The following is a 25,712-nucleotide window of genomic DNA, read 5'->3' as shown; positions in this document are numbered from 1 at the left end:
TGCTGCGGGCGAATTTGTAGCTTTTCGGAATAGTACCACAAAAAAAATTGTAATATCAGTCTTGCGAGAAAGTTTTCGCGACCTATAATGCTGAAAACCGGAGCGTCTGCCAACGCTCCGGTTTTTTTGTGTCCGAAGAAAGGTGAACCGTCTGCCAACGGTTAGCCAACGCATCATGTTTAGACATATGCCCACTGGAACATGTACTAATAAATCGAGGAATTTTTACAATGCGTATCGAACAAGAACTTAAGTTAGGCTTTAAAGATGTACTGTTTCGCCCTAAGCGTTCAACACTGAAAAGTCGTTCTCAAGTAAATTTAACGCGCGATTTTACATTCAAGCACAGTGGTCGTCAATGGTCTGGTACACCTGTTATCGCTGCAAATATGGATTCAGTGGGTAGTTTTGAAATGGCAACGGCTCTTGCGCAGCACGGCGTAATGACAGCAATGCACAAACACTACACTGTTGAGCAGTGGGCAGAGTTCGTAAAAGGCGCTTCTAAAGAGACGCTAAACAAAGTATTCGTATCGACTGGTACGTCTGAGCGTGATTTCGAGAAGACAAAAGAAATCCTAGCGCTAAGCGAAGATCTAGAGTTCATCTGTATCGACATCGCAAACGGTTACTCAGAGCACCTTGTTGAGTACGTACAAAAAGTACGTGCTGAGTTCCCAAACAAGACTATCTCTGCAGGTAACGTAGTAACTGGCGACATGTGTGAAGAGCTAATCCTAGCAGGTGCTGACATCGTTAAAGTTGGTATCGGCCCAGGTTCTGTATGTACTACACGTGTTAAAACAGGTGTTGGTTACCCTCAGCTTTCTGCAATCATTGAATGTGCAGACGCTGCACACGGCCTTGGCGGCATGATCATCGGTGACGGTGGCTGTGCATGTGCGGGTGACGTTGCTAAAGCATTCGGTGGCGGCGCAGACTTCGTTATGCTTGGCGGTATGCTAGCAGGCCACGAGCAATCTGGCGGCGAAGTGATTGAAAAAGACGGCGAGAAATTCATGAAGTTCTACGGCATGTCTTCTCAGTCGGCAATGGACAAGCACTCTGGTGGCGTTGCTCAGTACCGAGCTGCTGAAGGTAAAACTGTATTGCTTCCATTCCGTGGTGATGTAAACGACACTATCTCAGACATCCTTGGTGGCGTTCGCTCTACTTGTACTTACGTAGGTGCCGCTAAGCTTAAAGAGCTTACTAAGCGTACTACATTCATCCGCGTACAAGAGCAAGAGAACAACGTATTTGGTAAAGAGTAAATAGCTATTGGCTAGAAATTACTCTTAGTTAGATACTTCCAGAAGAGCCGCTGATTAGCGGCTCTTTTTTTGCCTAAAGTTTGCCAAACACACCCAGCAGATCACACTTAAAAATTCTTAACCAAACTTGGCGTCTTAGTACAAAACCATCGATTGAAGATAGATTTATATTGCCAGCCAAGCGATAGAAGCTTTTTGGCGAGGCCTTGGTTTTCGATAACCTCTACTTCAACACCTAGGTAGTGGTGAGGATTGTTTGCTATGTATTGAATAAACTGCGTAAACACGCCTTGCCCTCGAGCTGAAGGTGTAAAGTTTACAGAAACAATACTAAAGCGTTGGCTTCCGGCGGCACTTCTCACCAAGCAATATCCATATTCGTTTTTAAAAGTCTCGACAAAAACCGGAAGGGGATCTGACTGAAATTTTTCAGATATTAGGTCGTATTCAGAGCAAAGGAGCTGAAGAAGTTGCTGTGCGTTATAGTCCATAGTCAACATTAGCCTCTTTTAATGTGGCACTTAGTGATTCTCTACAGCATCATTCTATGTATAAATGTGGACCTTAATAAGTTGAGTGTGGGTTAAGGAAATTGCCGTATTTTATTTAGTCTTAACAACTGCTCTGTTTTGATTGGGTCGTTACGTTTAGGCTTTGTTTGAGTCTCCTGCTGTATTTGGTGATGAGTTCAAAATTTTCATGTCAGATTTGCTCTATTGTGTAATTAGGTGGTTAAGAGTAGGGGGATACAATGAGCACAGAACGTCACGGAATTACAATTGGAATCGAGCGTATTGAGAGCGAATCAATTCTGATCCTAAAAGCGACAGGTAAGCTTACTCATGAAGACTATCAAGCGATTACGCCTGTACTAGAGTCGAGTTTGCAGGGGGTATCTGCAAAGCACATGAAAATGTTGGTCGATATTACCGAGTTTTCTGGCTGGGAGTTAAGGGCAGCCTGGGATGATTTTCAATTGGGGTTAAAACTTGGTTTCAATATAGAGAAGATCGCTATCTACGGCGATAAGAATTGGCAGGAGCTCGCAAGTAAAATAGGGAGTTGGTTTATTACCGGAGATATGGCGTCTTTTGGGAACTATCAAGATGCCATTGAATGGCTAACGGATTGATTTTTTGTAATAGAATCAGCGATATGGATCGCAGTCGTACGTGCAATAAAGTGTTTGATGTAGAAATAGGGTAGTGGCATATGCAACCATAGGCTTTACGAAAGGATTGGGATTTCCGTATTTTTCCGGGTTTTGGAATGAATAAAACGTTAGCCGTTGTTGGTGGCCTATTAGGTGTGTGTGCGTTGTTCTTTTTAGGAAAACGCAGTGGTGAGGAGCTTACCCTACCAAGCTGTGAGGTGATGGAAAAGGTGGATTTGTTGGTGAAGCTCATTTGAACTTTAGTCGCAGCTTTTTCGTGATGACCGCAGACGCTCAAGACGCTACTTTGGAGCATGAGCTAGGCCATTTAGCTTGGGCTTGGCACAACGATGAACCTATCCATTGGTTAAAGGGAATGCTTTTACCCGAGTTCCATTCCTTTATAAGGCCCTACGCCTTTGGCGCTTTGTGTCGTGAGGCGGGCACAGTCATGACTTATGCAGAAAAGTCGCTACCTGTATATTCATCGCCTGATATTAAGTACTTCGGCACAGCATGCGGTGATGCCGGCAGCGCCGACAATGCTCGTCATATGAGAGAGTTTGCGATGTCACTGATGTGAATGTCAGTGACACCGGTCGAGGAACACGGTCATTGATTGTTGTTTGAAGGGTATTCTTTATTACCTTTGAGTGCAGATATGATCAACAGCGTGTTGAACTATCGTATGTGAGCTCAACATGGAGTTCTTCACTTGTATGATTTTATCTTCATTGCCAAACCTGCAGTTGTTAAATAGTACATAGGCAAGGCCTATGTCTTTGAGGACACCGCGAAGTCTCGCCTCGCCTTGAAGAACCAGCTTACGTTCAACTTCGTCAACGCTATCAACGTCGACAGCCGCTTTGGCTATCGCTAGGATGCCGGACAAGGCAATGCCAGGAATAAGCGCCAACCCGCCAGTAAGTACAGTGGTGGCCGTGAGTAGTGTTGTTAACAGAACGGGCGTAAAGCCCGCGGCAACCCAATATTTATCATCTCGAATGTCTTGCACTTTTTCTGCGACCCATTCAGTCGCACTGTTGCGGTTGTGAACGGCTTTGCCCGTGTTTTTTCTTAGGTTTTCTGCGATGTCCATATCTTCAGAGCCAACTTTTTTGCTGGCAAGTTTGCCAGCAGCCCATTGGCTTCCCTTTTTGACGCCTACTCCGGTTCCACTAATACCTTGCTTGATGGCGTAACCCGCCAAATGGTTACCAACACCATTGGCAACTGGCTTGAGAGCCATACTGCCAAATGACGTTCCGACACCGACACCAAACCCTACAGCTTGTTTAGCCACTGCTTTTGCTTTGGCGGCGTTTTTGTTCACCATTGTGGCGTAATCGGTCAGTGATTTGACCGACCTTTCGGCAAGTTCAAGTGCCATACCCAGGTTTGCACATTCTGCAATGAGTTTGTTCTCACCCATATCGTGTCGAAGTATGTCGAAGTTAGGTGATTGCGCTATGAGCTTATAAACCGCTTGCGCATGAGGGGCGAGGCTCTCCCAAGCATCGGGGTCGAAACCATCAGGCACTCTAGCTCGCTGCATCACATTGGTTGTTGGAGTTTGTGGTTGAGAACTTTGTTCAGACAGGCGTTGAATAGGGGAGTTCGCAACGTGGAGTGGACGATTATCTTGAAGGCTGGGTTGACGCTGAGCGACGCTGGGGTGTTCAGAGTTGCTGCGCTGGTCGGGTAAAACCTTACTTGAAACCGCACGTCGCTGGGTGATCGGTGGTTGATGCTGTTTCTTTTTCTGCGGCGGCTGAGGTTCAAGCACATCTGAATACATTGTATAACGTCTCCCTAACGATTGGTTATGAATGGATGTTGTTATCACTATATGCAACAACATCACCCATAGTAGGTTAGGAGAGATTTGTTCAGAGTCTAGGTTTTACCGAACAGTGGATGTTTAGTTTTCCGTGTTGATCTCTGCGTAAGAGTGCAACAAGTCATTGAGTACCTTTACCCAACCCAGTACGTCTTTAGGTCGGTTATTGAGCAACACTTCGACGTGGTTACAGTGAGTCTGCAACGGGATCGCTTTTTCAAGGTTGAATGATACGGCGTAGAAGTGCCATAAGACGAGGCGCGTCATGCGCTCACTGTTCTGATTAGCGTTGTCTGAATCGTCAAATGCTTGTTGAATCTCGCACAGAGCAATCGCAGTCATTCTTAAAATGGCATCAAGCTGGGTTGCTAGCATACGTTCTTCGTTATCCACTTCTTCTTGCTCGAAGGTGAACAGCTCGGTCATTACGTCCTCGGGTACCATGCGGCTTATCATGCGCGCAGCAAACTCTTCAAGCTCTTGTCGTGACATGGTGTTGAGGGTATCGAATGTGTAATCAGGAATCATGGTGAGTCATCTAGCTATGTATTTGATGGTGCATTGTAAGCTTTGTGAGTCGATTTGCCATCCATTGTTGGTATTTTAGTGTCGAAATCATCGAAGCAAGGTGCCTGATATGATCTTCAAGCACCTTAATGGTTGTGTTTAGTCTCTAAAGGGTGAGATGACTAAAATAATACGGCCGCACCGAGGAAGATGTGGGTTGCCTTACCGCGAAAATCAGACGGAGCAGCACCTGATTGCCAGTCTAGGGTTTGGTTCAGCGTAACATCATCGTGGTAGGCTTCCATGTACAGCTCCCCCCAAGGCACCGGAGCCCAAGCTGCCCCAACGTTGATCATACTTACTTTAGTATTCGTGGTATGCGTTAGGTTGTTCTTATCGAGTGCCCACTCGTAGCTACCGTATACTCGAACAGCGTCGGTAATAAACCAGTTTGCACCAACACCAATATTGTCGGTAGTACCATCGAAACTCGGTGCCGCAGCGCCATCTTGCGCGTTGAAGCGCTCATAGCGTCCGGATACAGAAAGCTGACCGTCAAAGAAGTGATGCTCTAACGCCAGAGCATACTGCTGTACTTTGGCATCGCTTGCGACAAGACTAAATGATGGGTCAGGGATGCCTAGCAAGTCGATGAATTCGCCGTTGATTTTATCTGCTTGGTTATAGGCAAGTGCTACGTAGGTGCCGAAATCGAACGTGTAGGTAGCGGCAACGCCAAAGCCGTTGTCGATTGAGATAGTTGGTTTGTCTTCCGTTGGTTGAAACACAGAGCCGAAGTTTAATCCGTTTCCGAATGATATTTGATCAACATTACGACTCGCCTGGTATTGAAGCCCTAAATAGAAACGATCGGTCTGTTTTGACCACACAACCGTATTGGCCGTCCGACGGCTGCCAAGTTCATCTGACTGCATCATATTCAGCCCGCCTGCCCAATAGGCATAATAGCCCTTATCGGTTTTCATGTAGGGACTCTCTTGTCTACCGATCGTTACTTGGCCGTAATCGTCATGCGCAAAACCAACGTAGGTTTGACGTTGTTGTAGTGCTTCGTCGGAGGTATCGGATTGTGTTCCAAAGTTCACGTCCCATTCGAGTTTTACCAACCCACGCATGGCGCCCATTCGGTGAGAGAGGTCGATGCCCACGTAGGAGCCAGGATCCTCGATGTGAACGACATCACTGTTGTAGTTGTAACCTTCGGGACTTCCCATAGCAGAGGATTGGTCATAATCGTATTGGCTAACTTGCGCGGCGATAGCACCATAGGCCGAAAGTTCAGTACCTTCTTGGTTATACAGTTCGACAGCGGCAAAGGTAGGAAAACACGTCAATGTGAATGAAAACGTTAAAAGTCTAATGCAATGTCTATTCATATGTATTCGTTATAGTGGTAGTTAATTAAATGGTTCATTTATTATCAATAAGTTACTTGTGAATAAAAGTTATTAACACTGGATTATGATGATTTATATTGTTAATGATTCCGTGGTTGGTTATTTTCTCAGTGGATTCTATGAGTAAAATCAGAACGAATATTGGTGTTAAATCACAATTTATATTTTTATTAATTTTTATTTCACAGGGTTATAGATGGTTGGAGGGGGTAACTATTAGGTATTTGTATGAGTGGTTTGGGTTGTATAAAGTATGTGCATTTGTTGAGCTAAACCGTCATGGGTGGTCAAGTCTGTAGAAAATATTTGGGAAGAGTAGTTGTAGGGACAAGTAAAAAGCCCTTTGTGCGGTGGTGCACAAAGGGCTTTGTAAAATGCTTAATTTTCGTGTTTAGAGGCTAGGGTTTAGAAGAATACCGCTGCGCCTAGGAAGAAGTGAGTAGCTTTTGACTCAACACCAACAGACGTAAAGTCGTTGAAGTTCAAACCATCATTAAGTTTTAGGTCGTCCGTGTAGCTTTCTAGGTAAACTTCACCCCAAGGCACAGGAGCGTATGCAGCACCAAGGTTAAATGATGTCATTTCAGTCTTAGTGCGGCCAAGTTTTTCATCTTTCTCTTCAGCCATTTCGTAGCCAGCGTATATACGGAATGCATCTGATAGGTACATGTTTGCACCAAAGCCAAATGTGGTTGTTTTTGAGTCAAATGAATTTAGGCCGTCTTTCGCTGTAAATTCTTCATATCGAGCTGAAAGGGACAATGCACCTTCTAGCAAGTGTTGCTCAAGCGCTAGCGCGTACTGCTTAACTTCTGCGTCAGTAGCTGTAATTGCCGCTGCAGCATCTGGGATGCCAAGAAGGTCAATGAAAGAACCGTTGATATCGTTAGCTTGGTTGTAAGCTGCTGCTAAATATGTACCAGTTTGCTCGATGGTATAAGCAACTGCTGCACCATAACCGCCTTTAATTGTTACAGGGTCGCCATTAACTTCTAGTAATGAGCCGAAGTTCAGACCATTACCACCAAAGGTGATTAGGTCATCTACACTGCGGCGAGCTTGATATTGAAGGCCGATGTAAAGGTTATCAAAATCATTCTGCCAAACTACTGTGTTTTGAGAACGGCGACTACCTAGCTCGTCCGACTGCATCATGTTAAGACCACCAACCCAATAAGCATAGTAGCCCTTGTCTGTTTTCATATACGGGCTTTCTTGGCGACCAATGGTAATTGAGCCAAAATCATCGTGACCGAAACCAGCGAATGTTTGGCGTGCTGTTAGCGCACGGCGGGTATCAAGGTCTGTTGACGTTGAGAAGTCCACATCCCATTCAATCTTTGCAAGACCATATACTTTGCCCATTTGGTGTTTGATATCAAAACCAAACCATGAGCCTGGATCTTCAATGTGCGTTTGGTCTGAGTTATAAGCAAAGCCTGCATCATTACCGATAATGGTTGATTCGTCATAATCATATGCACTGACTTGTGCAGCAATCGCACCGTACATGTTCGCGCTCGTGCCCTCTGCATTATACAACTCAATAGCAGCAACTTGCGATGCAGCAAATACACTCACTGCTAAAGTAGAAAGTTTGAATAGGCTTTTCATACTGTGTTCCTTTTTATATTTATTCCGTTTTTCGGATATAAGAACCCCCTTCAAAAATATTTCTATTTTTGAATACCACTATTGGGGGACAATTATTTTAGAGTTGATTATATTCGTATTGAGGAATATTACCGCGCTCTTAATAAATCACTTTGTTGATATTAGTGTAAGATATTTTATTCAAACATGTGTTTAATCTTGGTCACAATTATCAAACCGCTGAATGTCAACCTATTCGATATGCAAATGCTTATGGTTGCGTAGTGTGTATATTAATGATGGGTGTTGCGAAATTGTTATCGCTCGGTGGCTTAGTGTAAATGCTCTGCGAGATTTAATGAGTGAGTTATTAGCTGGTGATACTAGCAAGCAGTCTTTTCATGCCATGCGCATCTAAATGACCATCATTTTTTTTGGTGGCACGTAAGTATTGGTAGGCGATGATGAGTTTTCGGTGGGTGAGAGTGTCGTTTTCGGCAAGCTTCATACCAAGCACGGTTTCGTATGCCAGTTGATAGGCGGGCATATCCACTACCTCGGCTTGGCGATATAAATAGCCACAACCTGTGGCAAGCCACTCTAAGGAACAGTTGGCTTTCATAGCGATTTGATTGGCTTTTGCTAAGCTTGGTTCACTGCCTTTAAGATATTTGCGTATGAGAGCTTCAGAGAGTTCAACACGGCGAGCGAATCCGCTGACGCTTTCCTGTCCAATCAATTCTTTAAGTCTTTCAGCAAAGCTCACAACTTCGTACTCCAGTTCGTTTTTTCGAATTTTACCCGTTGTGAGCCTTGGAAAACAAGCTTAGGATGTGGGCAGAATTAAATAAGGAGATAACCCATGGTTTCTAAAGTAACGATGGCGCCAAATGGACCCGAGTTTTCTGAACTGGTTCAGGGGTATTGGCGTTTGGCTGATTGGGGGATGACACCGCAAGAGCGTTTGACCTTCCTTAAGCAGCATATCGATTTAGGGGTGACAACTGTCGATCACGCCGATATTTATGGCAACTATGAGTGTGAAACGCTGTTTGGTGAAGCATTAGCGTTAGACCCGTCTGTACGCGAAAAAATCCAAATCGTTTCTAAATGCGATATTAAGCTGTGTAGTGACAAGTTTCCGGATCGTAAGATCAATCACTACGACACCAGCGCAAAACATATCTATGAGTCTGTAGATAATTCACTTCAGCGTCTTGGCGTCAATGAGCTTGATGTGCTGCTTATTCATCGCCCTGACGTTTTGATGGATGCAGATGAAGTCGCTGATGCATTTAATGAGCTGTACAAGATTGGTAAAGTGAAACACTTCGGCGTATCCAACTTTACGCCGCGCCAGTATGAATTGCTGCAATCACGATTAAGCAAATCATTAGTGACGAACCAAGTTGAAATTAATCCACTTAACTTCGAAGTGGCGCACGATGGCACCTTAGATCAGCTGCAGCAACTTCGAGTGACACCAATGGCATGGTCAACACTGGCTGGTGGAGAAATTTTCAATGGTCAGTCAGAGCAAGCTCAGCGAGTGCGCAGTGAGCTCGAAGCTATTCGAGCGGAAGTAGGGGCGGCGAGTATCGATCAGGTGATTTACGCTTGGGTGAAGCATCTACCATCGAACCCGCTACCTATTATTGGCTCTGGTAAAATTGAGCGCGTAAAAGCTGCTATTTCTGCTTTAGATATCGAACTGACTCGCGAGCAGTGGTATCGAGTTTGGGTGGCGTCTAAAGGCCATGGTGTGCCATAGACACATATCAATGAATACAAAAACGCCGCGTGAACGATTATCACGCGGCGTTTTTGTATCAGCTTATCGTTTGAAACAAAGTTGTTCTCCGTTTGGTTCTCATGAAGGGATAAAAATGTTATAAGGTAACAATTGTAATCAATTCTCATCTCCGCGTTTATGAAGTTCTTTCGTCCTGTATTGATAGTGACTGCCGTCGTGGCGCTCTCTAGCGCTTGTTTACTTAGTTTTATTCCAGAGTCTACCCCTGAACCAGTTTCGATAAAGATAACGCCTTATGATCGGAGCCATGGGTTGCAGGCTGTTGATGAGCCGACACAACAAAATGAACAACGAGTCAAAGTTCACTATTTTGTTAAAGTAGGTGACACACTCAGTACGATTTTCTCAGCATGGGGGCTATCTTATAACGCAATGCAACACGTGCTTGAGGCCGATCTGAATGTACTCAAGCTCGATACTCTCAAACCTGGCGATCATTTAGAGCTTGTGATTAACGAGGAAAATCGGCAGCTAGAGAACTTAGTCTTTCACGAGAGCCTAGTAGAGCGTGCTATTTATAGCAGGGAAACTGATGGTTCGTTTACTTATCAGTTCGAAGAAGATGAGGGTGAATGGCGTGAAACGCTTTATTCTGGCACAGTTCACGGCAGTTTTTCACTATCCGTTCACAAAGCAGGCCTTTCTATGAGGCAGATTGCGAATATTACTCAGATCCTCAAAGATAAGGTTAACTTCTCTCGGGAGTTGCGTGCTGGTGACCGATTTGAAATTCTGGTCAATCATCAATATCTTGGTAACCATCCAACCGGTAACTCTGAAGTTCAGGGCGTGACCATTAGTTTGGGCAACCGAGAGGTGGCCGCTTTTATCGCAGATGATGGCCGCTTCTATGATCGCGAAGGAAACAGTTTTGAGCAAGCATTTGACCGCTATCCTATTGATAAAGCTTATCGCCGTGTGACTTCTCATTTCAATCCAAGGCGCAAACATCCGGTGACAGGAAGAACCTCTCCCCATAATGGCACTGATTTTGCGACGCCAGTGGGCGCGCCTGTTTACTCCACAGGCGATGGCACAGTCACAGCTATTCGTAATCACCCCTATGCAGGAAAGTATGTGGTGATAGAGCACAACAATGTTTACACCACGCGTTACTTGCATCTTTCTAAGTTCCTAGTAAAGAAAGGTCAACGAGTTAAAAGGGGCCAAAAGATAGCATTAGCAGGTGCAACAGGACGTTTGACTGGGCCACACCTGCATTTTGAAGTGCTAGTTAGAAACCGAGCTGTAAACCCACTAAAGGTTGACTTACCTATGGCGACGTCCATTTCCAAACAAGAAAAAACCACGTTTTTGGCCCGCATTGCCGACTTTGATCGAATGGTTGCAAACAAGCGTTTGGCAGGACAGGCATCAGCTCCGAAAGGTGGCGGGGTTTAACTGCGAGGTGACTCCAGAACTGTAATGAAACGCGCAAAGTCTGTTGCTGTTTGAAAAGTAAACAGCAACTCGCGCCAAATATGCTACCGAGTTAACATAGTTTCTCGTTTGGTTGAATTACAATCAGCGTCCAATTAACCACTTGAACACAGGGAATTCGGTCATGCAACGGATTGAAAATTGTGTGTGCAATGTTTGTTGTTCGGAGACCAAACATATTGTCGTGCTGATAGAGAAGCCAGCGTTAACCGAGGGTTTACATTCACAAGACAGTAGTGCATTTGTGGCCAGCCTTTTAAAAGGCTGGGTATTTGGTGGTTTAATGACCTCTACCCATGCCTATGCCTGTCATCGCGTTTGTGAAGTTTGCGGCACTAAGACCATTGAGGACTACGTGGAGTAATGTCATCGCTTGTCATTGCCATCGCGCAACCTGCAACTCGTGATCTCGACATTCAGGCCAACACCGAAACGCATATCCAATTGATCAAACAGGCCTCTTTACTGGGCTCCGATTTGGTGCTCTTTCCTGAACTCTCCTTGACTGGCTACGTGCTACCAAAACTTAAACATCTTGCTATGGCTCAGGATGATGCTGTACTTGGCAAACTGTCGAGTGTCGCTCAGACGCAGGATATCGATATTATTGTCGGCTGCCCGCTGCAAGTACAAGGTGAAAAACCAGCGATTGGCGCGGCCTATCTATCTAAACACGGCCACGTTCTGCATTACCACAAGCAGTATTTGCATCAAGGGGAGAGTGAGTGGTGTTGCTCTGGGGACAATGATTTTATGTTTGAGATCAAAGGGATTAAGATCGCACTGGCGATTTGTGCTGATTTCTGCCACGCCCAACATGCCACTGACGCCATGAATCTAGGAGCTCAGTTATATCTGGTGAGCGCACTGATATCACCTGCCGGTTATGAGGGAGACGCGAGCATCTTGTCTGATATTGCCAAAAGTCATCAAGTCCCAGTTGTTCTCTCCAATCACGCTGGGGAGACGGGCGGTTGGCAGTGTGCTGGGAAAAGCGCGTTTTGGAATGCGCAAGGGGTGCAAGTCACTGCAGCCGATTCTGACAGGCAAGGGCTGTTAATCGTTCGATTTGACGGACAAGCGGTCAATACGATGCCGATTGGTGATGAAAATACGGTGACATCGACACAGATTGGTTGAGCAGGCGGAACGTATTGACTACAATGAGCCACTTTTCACTAACTCATTCAGGTTATCACCATGAGCGACAACGCAAAGCCAGAATTACCAGATCATCTATCAGGCAACCCTCGTAGCCCACATCACGTGGCTGAGTGTTTTGAACACCAAATTGGCATTCGCCTAAATGGTAAAGAGCGCACAGACGTTGAAGAATACTGCATCAGCGAAGGCTGGGTTAAAATCCCTTCTCCAAAAGCGAAAGACCGTTGGGGTCAACCTATGCTGATCAAACTTAAAGGTACAGTTGAAGCGTATTACGTTTAATTGAAACCTAAAAGAAAAGGCCAGTCACTTTATCAGTGACTGGCCTTTTTTATAGCGCTTGTTTTAGATTGCTTGTTCCAAACAAAGCGTTATTTCATTTGCTCAACTTGTTTCTGTAGTTGATCAAGCTGGTGCATTTTGCCTTTCAGACCCAGAGATTGGTAATCAATTGCCGCTGGGTTCATCAGTTGACCTTGCTGCATTGGGTAGTCTGGTAGAGTCTTGAAGAAATCACCGAGTACGTCTTGAATCGGTACGAATAGCCACATGTTGTCAGCCATCCAACGTAAGTACATGCCTGATTCGTGAGGCGCTTTTTCAAACGGGTCTGCACGTAGGTGAATGATCTTCGGCCAGTTAGGAGCGAAGCGAACGGCGTCGGTGATGTTACCTTCTAGAGTTGCAAAGTGCAGTTTCCAGTCGTTCCAACGAACAGCGTTTAGCTCACCATTCGCGGTAAAGTAAAGTAGCGATTCACGTGGCGCTTCGTCCGTTTTGCCTTCGAAAAATGGTTTGAAGTTGTAACCATCGATGTGTACACGCCAGTCTTTGCCGTTGGCTTGGTAACCTTCAGCAAGCTTTTCTTTTACATCAGGTACACCAGCTGCCGCTAGCAATGTTGGCAGCCAGTCTTGGTGAGCCATCATTTCGTTGATCTTAGTTCCTGGTTCAATCACGCCAGGCCAGCGCACAAGCTGAGGAACACGCATACCGCCTTCCCATGTTGTGCCTTTCTCACCATGGAATGGTGTTGCGCCACCATCAGGCCAGCTCACCGTTTCTGCACCGTTGTCGGTCGAATAAATGACGATGGTGTTATCTGCTACTTTTAACTCATCCAGTTTATCAAGCAAAATACCAATATGGTCGTCGTGCTCTAGCATGCCGTCGGCATAGATAGAGATGCCAGATTTACCTTTGTATTTCTCTTGCAGACGAGTCCATACGTGCATACGTGTGGTGTTGTGCCAAATAAAGAACGGCTTATCTGCTTTTACTGCTTTTTCCATGAAGGCCAGTGAAGACTCTAGAAACTCTTCATCTGCGTGTTCCATGCGCTTACGGGTCATTGGTCCTGTATCTTCAATTTTGCCGTCAGCATAAGACTTGATTACGCCACGTGGGCCGTAGTTTTTACGAAACTCAGGATCTTTAGGGTAGTAGTAAGTTTCTGGTTCTTCTTCAGCGTTGAGGTGATAAAGGTTACCGAAGAACTCATCAAAACCGTGCTGAGTTGGTAGGTGTTGGTCTTGGTCGCCAAGGTGGTTTTTGCCGAACTGTGCGGTCATGTAACCTTGATCTTTCAATAGATCGGCAATCGTTGGAGCCCAGTCTGGGATACCGTGAGTAGAGCCTGGCATACCAATGGTCAGTAGACCTGTACGGAAGGGTTCTTGACCTGTGATGAACGCAGCACGACCCGCAGTACAAGACTGCTGTCCGTAATGATCAGTAAATAGAGCACCTTCGTTAGCAATGCGGTCAATGTTTGGGGTTTCGTAGCCCATCATGCCTTGGTTATATGCGCTAATGTTCCAGTAACCCACATCATCACCAAATATCGCTAGGATGTTTGGTTGGTCGGCTGCGACTGCTGCTGAAGAGGTTGCAACTAGACTCACGCCCATTGCAATCTTACTTAAGTGGTTCGCCATTCGAGACTCCATCGTCTTTTAACTTATTGGATTTGAACGAGACACCATAAGGTATCCAGATGGTTGGCACTTTAGGCGAGTAGGGACGGCAAGTCCTCTTATAGAGACTATAAAGAAAAGTTATACACTCACTACAAGTGTTTATTATTCAGTAAGTTGAATGTTTTAGTAGGCACGTGGTTGTTGCAGTAAGGTGTGTGATTAGCTTCTCATATCACACGCTAAAACTCGGGGGACTGTTTTATACAAACAGTGCTGAGTTAGTGGTGGTTATGCACGTTAGCGACTATATGTTAATGGGCAGGACGCAACCAACTAACGTAGAGGTTTACATGACAACGACAACAAGGTTTAAGCGGAGCTTAGCTGTATTGGCTACCGCGTTAATTGGTGTTTCAGCAAGTACATACGCCGAGGATAAACCCAATATTCTCGTCATTTGGGGTGACGATATTGGTCAATCAAACGTCAGCGCTTATACATTTGGATTGATGGGATATAAAACACCTAACATCGATTCGATTGCCAAAGATGGCATGATGTTTACGGATTACTATGGTGAGCAATCCTGTACCGCCGGTCGCTCGACATTCATTACAGGTCAAAGTGTTCTTCGTACTGGACTAAGCAAAGTGGGTCTGCCTGGCGCTGATCTTGGTTTGCAAGCTGAAGATGCGACCATTGCTGAGCTACTTAAACCCCATGGTTATATGACGGGGCAATTTGGTAAGAACCATCTGGGTGACAAAGATGAGTTTCTACCCACCGCCCATGGTTTTGATGAGTTCTTTGGTAACCTTTATCACTTGAACGCTGAAGAAGAGCCAGAAAACATCGACTACCCCAAAGATCCAGAGTTTCGTAAACAATTTGGTCCTCGCGGTGTCATCAAATCATTTGCTGACGGGAAAATTGAGGACACAGGACCTTTAACTCGTAAACGTATGGAAACGGTAGATGAAGAAACCTTGTCCGCTGCGCTCGATTTTATGGATCGTGCTGTTGCGGCGAAAAAACCGTTCTTTGTATGGTGGAACGCGACTCGAATGCATTTTCGTACCCATGTGAAAGATGGAAACTTGGGTAAGTCAGGCATCAGTTTCTATGCCGATGGCATGATTGAGCACGATAACCACGTTGGGGAATTGCTCAAGAAAGTCGACGAGCTAGGCATTGAAGATAATACCATTGTGTTTTACTCCACGGATAATGGCCCACATATGAACACGTGGCCTGATGCCGGTCTTACTCCTTTCCGTGGCGAGAAGAACACGAACTGGGAGGGGGCTTACCGAGTGCCGGCTATGGTCAAGTGGCCAGGCAAAATTGAGGCAGGCAGCGTATCTAACAACATCATGCATCACATGGACTGGTTACCAACCTTCCTTGCAGCAGCGGGTGAGCCTGACGTCAAAGACAAACTGCTTAAAGGTCACCAAGCCGGTGATAAGAGCTTTAAGGTTCACTTAGATGGTTATAACTTCTTACCGTACCTAACCGGTGAAACCGAAGAGTCCCCACGCGCAGAGATCTTCTACTTCTCTGATGACGGCGATCTTACAGCGCTGCGCTATAACAACTGGAAAGTGGTATTCATGGAGCAGCGTGTCGAAGGTACGTTACGCATTTGGGCAGAACCGTTTGTTACGCTGCGTGTACCGAAAATCTTTAACCTGAGAATGGATCCCTATGAGGTGGCTGATGTGACATCGAACACTTACTATGATTGGATGCTCGATAGGGTTTATCTACTTGTTCCGGCGCAAGTTTATGTAGGTAAGTTCCTAGAAACCTTTAAAGAGTACCCACCAAGGCAAAAAGCGGCGAGCTTTAACCTCGATGAGGTGATGGAAAAGCTGCAAACGCCTACCAATAAGTAAAACGAGCATAAAAAGCGCTCCCATCAACAGGGAGCGTTTTTATTTGGATTCTTTTTCACACTTATTACATAAACTTGGATGGAATTAGGGACTTGATACAGTAGACTGAGAACTATAACTCATAATCATCACCACTTATTTCGATTTATCATGCTGCTAACCGCCACTCCCACCGCCGAAATGTTTACTCAACACGAGTTTCGAACCATTGAACTGCAATCACACTGCTTGGTCTTGCACTCGGTAAGGGCAGAAGTGCGGATACCGTTTTGTGAATGGAGCGGTAAGCTAAGTGTGAAACGCGGCTTAATTTGGTCGTCGATTACGGTTCATGCCCATGAATCCGACGGCAAGCAGGTCTGTTGGGTGGTGCAAGGCTTACCCTGGCAAGAAGCGCAGCGTTTTGCTAAGCAGGCAGTCGAGGTTTACCAAAACTGGCATCGTGAACAAAGTGCGCTGCTTAAAAACTATCTCCCTAAGTGGGAACAAGAACTAACGAGGCTGTGTACTTTGCCTCAGTTCTTACCTCATTCTATGATGACCAATTGGGTGGGTGAGGTGAACAGCCAGTTTCTGGAAATGAATATGTCGATTTCCGAGGCAATGCGTACTATGCCAAATCGCATACAAAAGCTGCTTCCTTGGCTGGATGATACTCAACATACGTTACAAGAACGCAATGCCAGTTGGTTGGAGGAAGAGCGTGAGAATTGGCAGGTGCTGTTTACTCAGTCTGAATCCTCACCAATGAACCTCTCTCAGCAAATGGCGGTGCTGCATAACAACGACCAAAATTTGATTTTGGCCGGCGCAGGTTCAGGTAAAACCAGTGTGTTGATGGCCAGAGTCGCTTATTTGCTGCAAAGTCACTTGGCACAGCCTGAGCAAATACTTTTGGTTGCCTTTGGTCGAGATGCTGCGAATGAGATGCGAGAGCGCCTAGAAAGGAAACTAGGTAAGACCGCTGACGATATTGCGGTACTGACTTTTCACCAGTTAGGGCTACAAATCTTAAAAGAGACCGAAATTCAGCCACCAAAACTGACGCCTTTAGCGACGGAGTCATCCCAGAAAACCGGTTGGTGTATTGACTGGTTGAAGAAACATTGGATGACACCAACCAACTTTAAGCGTTGGCAAAAGCATCTATCCAAGTGGCCGATCGCTTACCTAAAAGGGGACGAGGAACTTGGAAGTCAAAGTGAAAACCCTAAGCTTATCGCTTGGTTGGAACAACAGCTTGATCAGTTGATTGCCACTGGACTGACTAAAAAGGCAATACAAGAACGACTCATTGATGATGCAGAGTATACCCGTTTAAACAGTGAGCTAGCGCTGTGCTGGCCATGTTATCAAGCGTGGCAAAAGATGCTTAAAGATCATGACCAAATCGATTTTACGTCTATGATCACTAACGCAACCAAACGAGTTGCTACGAAAAAGTTTGCCTCACCATGGAAGTTCATCATGGTCGATGAATATCAGGATATATCGCCAGATCGGTTGGCTTTGGTGCAATCGCTGTGTGAACAACCCAATAATAACGCTTCACTGTTTGCTGTTGGCGATGATTGGCAGTCTATTTATCAGTTCACGGGCTCTGATGTCGATTTAACCACGGAGTTTGGCGAGCGGTTCCCTCACTCATCGATTCATTTACTCGATACGACTTACCGTTTTAGTGACAAGCTGAGTGCTGTTGCGTCAGATTTTATTCAGGCCAATCCCGCGCAGATCAGCAAAGAGATCAAGAGCCATAAAGCGGTTAAGCAAAAAGCAGTGGTGATAGAGCATGGTAGTCGAGTTGAGAAGATCCTAGATGATATAAATAGCAAGGCAAAAGCGGCTAAGTCAGTGCTACTCTTAGGGCGCAATCATTATCACAAACCTGAGTTGTTTGATGATTGGTGTAAACGGTTTAGTAACCTGTCATTGGAGTTTATGACCTGCCACTCGAGTAAGGGCAAAGAGGCCGATTTTGTTGTGATCGTGAGTGCCGATGAAGGACAGTTTCCGGCTAAACGTAAGTTTATTCACTTAAGTGATGCGCTAACTAAAGGCTCGGATGACTATCCTCACGCAGAAGAACGACGCCTGTTTTATGTGGCGATGACCCGTGCGAAAAGTCGTGTATGGATTACCTATCAATCGTCGCCGTCACCATTTGTCAGAGAGCTTATGGATCATGAGTTGGTGATGGTGAAAAAATAACTTGGTGGACTACTGGCTATGAACATCGATTATCTACGTTTATTCATTCGTCTAGCAAGCACACATAACATCAGCCAAGCAGGACAAGAACTTGGGTTGTCACCTGCCGTGGCGAGCTCACATATCAATAAGCTTGAGGAAAGTGTCGGTGCAAGGCTTGTACATCGCACAACTCGAAAGGTCTCGTTGACTCAAGAGGGGGAGGCGTTTCTGCCTCATGCAGAAAATGTGGTCGATAGTGTTGAACTTGCAAAAGCTTCTATTGGCGGACAGGGGGCATTGGCTTCCGGCACGCTGCGAGTGACAGCGCCTTCGTCTTTTGGACGTATGCATTTACTGCCTGCCATGAACGCGTTTATGGAGCAAAATCCACAGCTTTCTGTCGATTTGCGCTTTTCTGATTCGATAGTTGACTTAGTTGATGGCGGCTTTGATGTGGCCATTCGCAATGCTGAGCTAAAAGACTCGAGTTTGATTGCCAAAAAATTAGCACCAGACCATCGTATCATCTGCGCTTCACCTGATTACCTGGCTAAACATGGAACACCCGATTCGCCGCAGGCTTTAAAAGATCATCAATGCATCAGAATTACTGGTATCGATCATTGGGATTTTAAAACCGCGAATGGTGATGTCAGCATCAAAATTACGGGCAAAATTCGTTCAGATAATGGTGATGCGATACGCGAGCTTTGTATGGCAGGTCATGGGATTACGATGAGCAGCACATGGAGTGTGTACCAGCAAATAAAAAGTGGAGAGCTGGTGGAAATTTTACAGCAAACCCCTTACCAATCGGATACCGCTATCTGGGTGTTGTACCCAAGTTCAAGACTCGTTGCCCCTAAAGTCCGAGCCTTTATTGATTTCTTTAGCGACTACTTTGGTACGCCCCCATATTGGGATCTATGATACCGACCCACCACAAGAGGTGGTGGGTCGAGTCGTGATTACCAAGAGAACGTCTGAATTATGTTCTCTTTAGCACTTGGGTTGTTATCGATGGTCTTATTAACGTGCTTTAAAAAGAACGCTTTGTTGTCTGGGAACATGCCGCGCATTTGGATCATGTTATTACCATGATCGCCCCAGTAAATGGTATTGAAGTTCATGTTCTCAAGCAGATATTTTTCTTCCTCGAGCAGTTGCATCTGTGTTGGCAACACAAACTCACCAGCTTGAACCTCGCGCTCAAGCTCCGTCCCTGGTTGAATAGCTAACGCCATAGGCGCGATTTGTTCGGGCTGCACTTCATTAAGGATCTTAGTTGTCGCAACGATATGCTCTTTAGAGCGATATCTGCCACCTAGGCCAAAAATGAATGACTGGAGTACTTCGATACCTGCTTCTTTGGCCATTGCTGCACCTTCAATCGCTTGTGAAGGTGTCATGCGTTTTTGGATTTTTTCTAGAATAACAGGGTCACCAGATTCAAGCCCACAATACGCCATGTCCAACCCCGCGCTTTTCAGCTCTTTTAGTTCCGAGACCGACTTGCGACGAAAGTCATTCAGCCCACTGTAAAGCGAAATTTTTTGTACTTCTGGAAACGTCTGTTTTAGCTTATCGAACACTTGTAATAAGTAATCAGTTCGAGCTGCCATCACATTGCCATCTGTCAAAAAGATCGATGTGACGTGAGGGTAGATACGTCTTGCCTCTTTGATATCTAGGAACACTTCTTCTAGCGGACGCACTTTAAAACGCTTGTCATCGAACATGCTGCAAAATGTGCAGGTATTGATACTACAACCTAAAGTCGTTTGAATTAATATGCTGTTGGCTTCTATCCAAGGGCGATATACTTTACCGACATATTTCATTCGTTTTTCTCCGCTTGTGCGCCTAAGGAAAATCAGTCCGGATTGTTAGGACGCGCGCAAACTGAGCCTCATCATTGCTCCACTTGGATGTGGCTCTTGGTGCTTAAAATCAAAAGAGTGAGTGGTTTACACACTCAAAAGATCAGAGGTACTGGTCAAGTGCAGACATGACCTCCTCAACCTTGGTGGTGTTCTGAGCATCGTTGTGCGGCTTAGCAAACTGGCCGATGTCGTTATCAAAATAAAGACCGCTGGCATTGGCAAACTCATCCGACAGTGCCGCTCTCACTAGAATGTCAGCACCAATATTCAGATCGTTACCGGTGACGCCATACGCCTCTTTAACCATTTTGCTTCCCAAGAAGGATGCAGGGTTTACGGCAACAAACACTGGTCCATTTGGATACTCAGTTGCCATGGCTTGCGTCCACATGGTGATAGCCAGCTTTGATTGTGCATACGAGCCGCTGTCAGAGAGTACTGGACGGCCAATCATAGCTTGAACTTCAACAGGTGCTTGTGCTGCGGATGATAAGTTCACCACGCGGCCATCACCAGTTAATAGCGGCAATAACTGACGAGTCAGAATGTATGGGGCGATGGTATTTACTGCAAAACGTACGTCTAGGCCGTCTTTTGTCAGAGTGTTCGGTGTAGCAAAAACGCCAGCGTTGTTGATAATCACATCGAGCTTACCGTGCATCTCTGAAACTTGAGTGGCCAGTTGGCTGACTTCGCTCAGAACAGACAGATCAGCGACATAGCTTTCAATCTTGGCATTGCGATTTAACGCTGCTACTTCTTCTACCGTGGAATTGAGTTTCGCTTCATTGCGCCCATGCATTAGGATGTGGTGACCCTGTAGAGCAAGTTTTTTTGCTGTCTCTAGGCCAATACCATCTGTCGCGCCGGTCAATAATAGTGTTTTTTGCATGGGTTTAGTCTCCTGATGAGTGAACACCTACAGGTTAGGCGATAGGAGGTATCTCACCAAGAAGCCAGATTAGTAAACAGTTTTTAGATTTTGTTGATAATAAGAAAAAGCCTTTGCGCAGGGCAAAGGCTTGGTAAAGTTATGCTGTGTTTGAGCTAGGACTAGATTTTGTAGCCCGATACAACATCGTCCATATGTTGAGTTTGCCCTGAGACCTTTTGAACTTCTTCAATACAAGCATTGGCGTTGTTCATATTGTCAGTGGAGATCTCATTCAGTTCCGTAATCGACTCGCCAACCTGGTTCATAACAATACCTTGTTCTTCAATGGCGGCAGCGATTTGCTCTGAGTTAGCTTGGATCTCGGACATATCGCTAGAAATCTGCTGTAGCGCGGTATCTAACTTGGCAGAGGCGCTCAATGTAGCTGCGCCTTGAGTATTACACTGCTCGATGTCATCAACCACAGTGGTCATTTGGGATTGAATGGCAGACACGAGATTGGTGATTTCTTCTGTGGATTGATGGGTTCTGCTCGCTAGGGCGCGAACTTCATCGGCAACCACGGCAAAACCACGACCTTGCTCACCAGCACGGGCCGCTTCAATTGCCGCGTTTAAGGCAAGTAGATTGGTTTGCTCTGCGATATCTTGAATGATGTGAACAGCACCACCAATTTTGCCGACATGCTCGCTCAATGAACGGATTTCATCGTTGCTTTCTGCTAGTACAGCAGACAGTGATTGAATGTTACTTACGGTATCATCGACAAAAGTTCGGCTTTGCTGAGAGTTGTCTGCCGCTTGGTTGACGACATCTGCTGCTTTGTGAGTCGTTTGAGATATCTCATCGATGGTGGTCACCATTTGCTGAACGGCGGCAGCCATAGAGTTAGTATGGTCGCTTTGGCTGTGAAATTGTTCAACGACATGCTGTAGCTCAGAACTCATGTTGCTGCTGCTGTGTTTTAATTGGCTAGATTGCTGTTGTGTGTCGGTAACCAGCGCTCTGAAGCTGTCGAGTAGGGTATTAACCGCGCGTCCAATAGAGGCTATTTCATTTTTACCCTCTGCTGGCACATGTTGGGACAGATCATTGTTGCGCGCTATGTCGGTAATGGTGGATTGCAGCGCATCGACGTCTTTGCTGATGGAGCGAAGAATCACCAATATCAAGGACACGATAGCGAAGATAAGCCCACCTGAAATAAGCCACTTGATGGTGGTGAGCGTTGCAAGCGCCTTATCCAAGGCGTTGTGTACGGTATGGTTAAACGCTTCAAAGTCAGATTCGATACTGTGAGAGCGGCTGCGCGTCTCTCCAAGTAGGCCTTGATTGTACTTAAAACCAATTACTGAGCGCTGAGCCAGTACCTCTTGGCTAAGGCGATCAAGCGTTGTGAAGCCTGTTTGTGCGATGGACAGCTCAGAGCCAGACACTACAGCTCGTTCAAGTTCGACCAGAGAGAGACTCAAACCGTTCGTCTGTTGCTTGTTGAGCTCACGTTTAAATTGTCCTATGACACCATCAGTTGCTGTCAACCCCAGGGTTTTATAAGCGGCTACTAGGTTGCTAAAGGTCTTACGGTAATCAGATAGCTCTTGATCGAGTTGGTTCGGAAGTGACACATTCGATGCAGTGAGCGTTTGCTCTAGTGCGCGTTTTTGTTCAATGAATCGTGCAGCGTTTTCATTGAATTTAGTGAGGTATTTTTCATCCTTGCGTAATAAGAAGTCTTTTTCGTTGCGACGAAGGTTAAGTAAGGTCACTTCCAGTTGACCAAGTTGGGTGACGGCGTTGGACAGATTGTCGGTAGTGCGAGCGAAGTAGGTACTGGTTCCCAGTACCGCAAGTATCGCCAATAATGACAGCGATCCTAATAGGAGAAGTTGGTGCTTAATCTTCATAGTGAGCCTTAACTAATTATCTATCCGTATTAAAACGCCTTACTGAGAGGGGACTCAAGAGGCGAAACTTTGTTATTATTTGAACTTGATACCTTTTCGGGTGCGCAATATAGCAAGTTATTGATTTTTCGTCTTCATTTGCAGCAGCAAGAAAAAGAAATGGAATCGAGTGCATATAAATAGCACCTATGGTACGTCGTACTGATATATATATCGGTAATGGCATGCTGTTCTTTAGCGCACAGTGTAGGATTTAGAGCACAAAAACCAATATAAGAGGTTAACGTCTTGTTAGAGCTAGAAAAATATGACGCAATTATTTTTGATATGGATGGTACTCTTCTCGACACCATGCCTAATCATGTAAAGGCATGGCAGCTGACTGCTGAACACTTTCAATTTCCGTTCGACCGCAATTGGCTACATTCATTAGGTGGGATGCCAAGTTACAAGATCGCAGGCGAGGTAAACAAGCGTTATGGACTGAGCTTGGATCAGCAAGCAGTATCCAGCTTTAAAATGGAGACCTTTTCCACGCTTCCGTTTTCTGGTTCACCGATCATGCACACATTTGAGGTGTTTAAACTTCATCAAGGTAAAAAACCAATGGCGATTGGTACTGGCAGTCAACGTGATTCAGCACTTAAGCTACTTAATGAAGCGGGTGTATTGGAAGCGTTTGATTGTGTTGTGTCGGCAACTGAAATTACGAATCATAAACCAAACCCAGATACGTTCTTGATGGCGGCTGACAAAATGGGTAAACAAGCTTCTCGCTGCGTGGTGTTTGAAGATACTAAGCTGGGCTTACAAGCTGCTCATGCAGCAGGCATGGACTGTTATTTAGTCACTGAAAGTGATTTTGAATTTTACCCGGTATAAACATAAAAAACGCCCCATAGTGAATGGGGCGTTTTTTTGAAGCTTAATGTTTCAGGTTATTGAATTTCAATTAACTCAACATCAAAAATCAATACTGCTGAAGGTGGGATTGGGCCGCTACCGCCTTTACCGTAACCAAGAGTACTTGGAATATATAGACGGAACTTGTCGCCTTCCGACATATACTGCAAGCCTTCCTGCCAACCTTTGATTACTTGGTTAAGACCAAAGCTGATTGGTGTACCGCGATCAACTGAGCTATCAAAGACAGTGCCGTCGATAAGCGTACCGTGGTAGTGCACTTTAACCTTGCTCTTAGCCGTAGGGGTTTCAGTATTATCACCTTTATGAAGAATTTCATATTGAAGGCCGCTTTCAGTGCTGATCACACCTTCTTTCTTAGCGTTTTCTAGTAAGAAAGCCTGACCTTGTTGGAAGTTCTCTTCACCCGCTTTGCTGTTGTTCCAAGTGCGATAAATCATGAATGCTGCAAGAAGCAGTACGATAACAGGGATAAGAATTTTAGACACAATCTTTCCTTTTATTTGGCTTTTAGGTAGTTAATGGTTTCGGCAATCTCATCAATGCCCTGGTGACCAGAGACCATGACTTCATACTTGCCATTGACGATAAACGTTGGCACGGCATTAATCTGCGCCTCTACAGAAACAGACTCAGCGACTTCTAGGTAATGAAACAGCTGTTCTTGTTGCGCTTTATCCAGCTCGTAAGGACTAACCATATTACGAGAGTGGAAAATTCGGTCAAGTTCGGCTTTCTTTGCTTGGCCATCAAGCTCATGATCTTGAACCAGTGCGAAAAGGCTGTCTTTCATGTCTGCGGGTACATGACCATTTTCTGATTGCATAACTGCTGTATAGAAAATCATAGCGGCAATCTTAGCACTGTCGTTAAACATGACATGCAGTTTGCCGAGCTTTTCACCCGTTTGTTCTTCTAGCGCGGGCAACATAGGTTCTAGGTTACGACAGTGACCACAGCCAAGCGAAAAGATTTCGGTCACTTGGGGTAGGCGATAAGTGGCAAGATTCGTGTCGAGTGTACGGTATTGTTTGCCCTCTACCGGTGTAGAGGACTCGCTACATGCGGTCACAGCCATGACGAGCGCAAGTACAGAGAATGACTTAGAAAGTGTTTTTAACATGATAATGCTTCTGAATAATATAAACCCAAAGAGTGTAACGTTGAATGAGTGAACCATACAAGAGGGGAAAAGACGAAAGATTTATTGTAAAGCTTTACCCATTTTGGTCGATAAGAGATTAGGTTCGTGATTGAGGAGTGGGTGATGTTGAAACTGAAAAAAATCGTATGCTTGGCCGCAGCGATTATTCTGTCAGGGTGTAGTTCGATGTCCGATACCAAAAACAAAATGTTTCCGGCTATGCTAGAGACCGCACCGCGTGGTGATAGTGATGTAATGCATGCCGATTGGGCTGAGGCTCCAATGATGTCTACAGCGAAGGTTGGTGGTCCGAATGGCCAGTTTAGAAGCCAGTCTTGGGATGAGTTGGAGACCTATTTGGTCAATCATGGTTTGGATTATGAACTGATCCCAGGCGATTATGTGATGATCCGCTTGAAGCAAAAAATTCACTTTAACACGGGATCTGCAAATGTTACTGATGGCTCGGCAATGTGGCTTGAGCAACTTGCTAATTTCCTGTCGAATCAAAACGGCGTCGATGTGGTCATAGGCGGACATACTGATAATACTGGCACGGTCAAACTGAACGACTCGCTGGCGGATAAGCGAGCAGAATCTGTGAAACGTGCATTGGTTGGTAATAATGTACCGCAGAAGATGATTTTTACTCGCGGCTATGGGGAATATGTACCAGAGTGCACCAACACTACCCAATTCGGGAAAGCGTGTAATCGCCGCGTAGAACTGACTTTGATCGTCGCTCAATAA

The 25,712-nt window shown here is 45.4% G+C and carries 25 protein-coding genes and 1 pseudogene; 14 read left to right on the top strand and 12 right to left on the bottom strand.

The genetic code is table 11. The features are described from left to right. Positions 1–230 precede the first annotated feature (230 nt). Entirely contained in the window at positions 231–1,274 is a 1,044-nt protein-coding gene (locus tag AAA946_RS19910) for a GMP reductase (RefSeq protein ID WP_338166501.1), read from the top strand. 107 nt (positions 1,275–1,381) lie between these two features. Here AAA946_RS19910 and AAA946_RS19905 read toward each other — a convergent pair whose 3' ends face one another. Beyond that, positions 1,382–1,765 (bottom strand): hypothetical protein, encoded by a 384-nt coding sequence (locus AAA946_RS19905; protein WP_338167205.1) that lies wholly within the window; start codon positions 1,763–1,765, stop codon positions 1,382–1,384. Between the two features lie 260 nt (positions 1,766–2,025). Between AAA946_RS19905 and AAA946_RS19900 the strand changes: the two genes are divergently transcribed. The 3 genes and pseudogenes from AAA946_RS19900 to AAA946_RS19890 form a co-directional block, all read left to right on the top strand. Continuing rightward, a complete protein-coding gene (locus tag AAA946_RS19900) occupies positions 2,026–2,406 on the top strand; it encodes a SpoIIAA family protein (RefSeq protein ID WP_338166500.1) in 381 nt (126 codons plus the stop codon). Between the two features lie 137 nt (positions 2,407–2,543). Continuing rightward, complete coding sequence (locus AAA946_RS19895; protein WP_338166499.1) at positions 2,544–2,684, top strand: hypothetical protein; 141 nt, start codon at positions 2,544–2,546, stop codon at positions 2,682–2,684. Continuing rightward, positions 2,669–3,010: pseudogene (locus tag AAA946_RS19890) on the top strand (hypothetical protein); the annotation flags it as partial. The gene AAA946_RS19895 and the pseudogene AAA946_RS19890, both read left to right, overlap by 16 nt. A gap of 60 nt (positions 3,011–3,070) precedes the next feature. Here the strand turns inward: AAA946_RS19890 and AAA946_RS19885 are convergent. The 5 genes from AAA946_RS19885 to AAA946_RS19865 form a co-directional block, all read right to left on the bottom strand. After that, a complete protein-coding gene (locus AAA946_RS19885) occupies positions 3,071–4,225 on the bottom strand; it encodes a hypothetical protein (RefSeq protein ID WP_338166497.1) in 1,155 nt (384 codons plus the stop codon). A gap of 123 nt (positions 4,226–4,348) precedes the next feature. Next, positions 4,349–4,795, bottom strand: coding sequence for an exoribonuclease R (locus AAA946_RS19880; RefSeq protein WP_338166496.1), 447 nt, complete (start codon positions 4,793–4,795; stop codon positions 4,349–4,351). A gap of 161 nt (positions 4,796–4,956) precedes the next feature. Beyond that, positions 4,957–6,171, bottom strand: a complete 1,215-nt coding sequence (locus AAA946_RS19875) for a porin (RefSeq protein ID WP_338166495.1) — start codon at positions 6,169–6,171, stop codon at positions 4,957–4,959. Positions 6,172–6,597: 426 nt separating this feature from the next. Next, on the bottom strand, positions 6,598–7,806 hold the full coding sequence (locus AAA946_RS19870) for a porin (RefSeq protein WP_338166494.1): 1,209 nt from the start codon (positions 7,804–7,806) through the stop codon (positions 6,598–6,600). Positions 7,807–8,155: 349 nt separating this feature from the next. Continuing rightward, positions 8,156–8,551: an XRE family transcriptional regulator gene (locus tag AAA946_RS19865; protein WP_338166493.1), complete on the bottom strand. Its 396-nt coding sequence runs from the start codon at positions 8,549–8,551 to the stop codon at positions 8,156–8,158. Between the two features lie 96 nt (positions 8,552–8,647). Between AAA946_RS19865 and AAA946_RS19860 the strand changes: the two genes are divergently transcribed. The 5 genes from AAA946_RS19860 (at position 8,648) to AAA946_RS19840 (ending at position 12,484) form a co-directional block, all read left to right on the top strand. Then, positions 8,648–9,556, top strand: a complete 909-nt coding sequence (locus AAA946_RS19860; protein ID WP_338166492.1) for an aldo/keto reductase — start codon at positions 8,648–8,650, stop codon at positions 9,554–9,556. A 159-nt stretch (positions 9,557–9,715) separates the two neighbouring features. Beyond that, positions 9,716–10,999: a peptidoglycan DD-metalloendopeptidase family protein gene (locus tag AAA946_RS19855; protein ID WP_338166491.1), complete on the top strand. Its 1,284-nt coding sequence runs from the start codon at positions 9,716–9,718 to the stop codon at positions 10,997–10,999. 163 nt (positions 11,000–11,162) lie between these two features. After that, positions 11,163–11,402: a hypothetical protein gene (locus tag AAA946_RS19850; protein ID WP_338166490.1), complete on the top strand. Its 240-nt coding sequence runs from the start codon at positions 11,163–11,165 to the stop codon at positions 11,400–11,402. After that, positions 11,402–12,178: a carbon-nitrogen hydrolase family protein gene (locus tag AAA946_RS19845; protein WP_338166489.1), complete on the top strand. Its 777-nt coding sequence runs from the start codon at positions 11,402–11,404 to the stop codon at positions 12,176–12,178. Before AAA946_RS19850 ends, AAA946_RS19845 begins: the two co-directional genes overlap by 1 nt. A gap of 60 nt (positions 12,179–12,238) precedes the next feature. After that, positions 12,239–12,484, top strand: coding sequence for a DUF3297 family protein (locus AAA946_RS19840; RefSeq protein ID WP_112477983.1), 246 nt, complete (start codon positions 12,239–12,241; stop codon positions 12,482–12,484). A gap of 89 nt (positions 12,485–12,573) precedes the next feature. Here the strand turns inward: AAA946_RS19840 and AAA946_RS19835 are convergent, their stop codons facing one another. Further along, complete coding sequence (locus tag AAA946_RS19835; RefSeq protein ID WP_338166488.1) at positions 12,574–14,139, bottom strand: arylsulfatase; 1,566 nt, start codon at positions 14,137–14,139, stop codon at positions 12,574–12,576. Between the two features lie 332 nt (positions 14,140–14,471). On the opposite strand from AAA946_RS19835, the gene AAA946_RS19830 reads away from it, so the two are divergent. The 3 genes from AAA946_RS19830 to AAA946_RS19820 all read left to right on the top strand — a co-directional run bounded on the left by AAA946_RS19830 (position 14,472) and on the right by AAA946_RS19820 (position 19,142). Beyond that, positions 14,472–16,019 (top strand): arylsulfatase, encoded by a 1,548-nt coding sequence (locus AAA946_RS19830; protein ID WP_338166487.1) that lies wholly within the window; start codon positions 14,472–14,474, stop codon positions 16,017–16,019. Between the two features lie 150 nt (positions 16,020–16,169). Further along, complete coding sequence (helD, locus tag AAA946_RS19825) at positions 16,170–18,230, top strand: DNA helicase IV (RefSeq protein ID WP_338166486.1); 2,061 nt, start codon at positions 16,170–16,172, stop codon at positions 18,228–18,230. Between the two features lie 18 nt (positions 18,231–18,248). Further along, the gene (locus AAA946_RS19820; RefSeq protein WP_338166485.1) at positions 18,249–19,142 is read left to right on the top strand and encodes a LysR family transcriptional regulator; all 894 of its coding nucleotides are present in this window, start codon (positions 18,249–18,251) and stop codon (positions 19,140–19,142) included. A gap of 38 nt (positions 19,143–19,180) precedes the next feature. On the opposite strand, the gene AAA946_RS19815 is transcribed toward AAA946_RS19820, so the two are convergent. The 3 genes from AAA946_RS19815 to AAA946_RS19805 all read right to left on the bottom strand — a co-directional run bounded on the left by AAA946_RS19815 (position 19,181) and on the right by AAA946_RS19805 (position 22,894). After that, a complete protein-coding gene (locus AAA946_RS19815; RefSeq protein WP_338166484.1) occupies positions 19,181–20,053 on the bottom strand; it encodes a radical SAM protein in 873 nt (290 codons plus the stop codon). Positions 20,054–20,195: 142 nt separating this feature from the next. Continuing rightward, the gene (locus tag AAA946_RS19810; protein ID WP_338166483.1) at positions 20,196–20,987 is read right to left on the bottom strand and encodes an SDR family NAD(P)-dependent oxidoreductase; all 792 of its coding nucleotides are present in this window, start codon (positions 20,985–20,987) and stop codon (positions 20,196–20,198) included. Positions 20,988–21,148: 161 nt separating this feature from the next. Next, entirely contained in the window at positions 21,149–22,894 is a 1,746-nt protein-coding gene (locus AAA946_RS19805) for a methyl-accepting chemotaxis protein (RefSeq protein ID WP_338166482.1), read from the bottom strand. Positions 22,895–23,182: 288 nt separating this feature from the next. On the opposite strand from AAA946_RS19805, the gene AAA946_RS19800 reads away from it, so the two are divergent. After that, positions 23,183–23,776, top strand: a complete 594-nt coding sequence (locus tag AAA946_RS19800) for a beta-phosphoglucomutase family hydrolase (protein ID WP_338166481.1) — start codon at positions 23,183–23,185, stop codon at positions 23,774–23,776. A gap of 56 nt (positions 23,777–23,832) precedes the next feature. Here the strand turns inward: AAA946_RS19800 and AAA946_RS19795 are convergent, their stop codons facing one another. Both AAA946_RS19795 and AAA946_RS19790 read right to left on the bottom strand, forming a co-directional pair. Continuing rightward, positions 23,833–24,306 carry an FKBP-type peptidyl-prolyl cis-trans isomerase gene (locus AAA946_RS19795; RefSeq protein ID WP_338166480.1) on the bottom strand — a complete coding sequence of 158 codons (474 nt, stop codon included), beginning with the start codon at positions 24,304–24,306 and terminating at the stop codon, positions 23,833–23,835. Positions 24,307–24,317: 11 nt separating this feature from the next. Further along, on the bottom strand, positions 24,318–24,941 hold the full coding sequence (locus AAA946_RS19790; RefSeq protein WP_338166479.1) for a thiol:disulfide interchange protein DsbA/DsbL: 624 nt from the start codon (positions 24,939–24,941) through the stop codon (positions 24,318–24,320). Positions 24,942–25,085: 144 nt separating this feature from the next. Here AAA946_RS19790 and AAA946_RS19785 point away from each other — a divergent pair, with 144 nt between their 5' ends. Beyond that, positions 25,086–25,712: an OmpA family protein gene (locus tag AAA946_RS19785; protein WP_338166478.1), complete on the top strand. Its 627-nt coding sequence runs from the start codon at positions 25,086–25,088 to the stop codon at positions 25,710–25,712.

Source organism: Vibrio sp. 10N (genome assembly GCF_036245475.1).
In the GTDB taxonomy this organism is placed as follows: Bacteria; Pseudomonadota; Gammaproteobacteria; order Enterobacterales; family Vibrionaceae; genus Vibrio.
The sequence above is the reverse complement of the archived record's forward strand: the minus strand, read 5'-3'. Positions and strand labels throughout refer to the sequence as shown.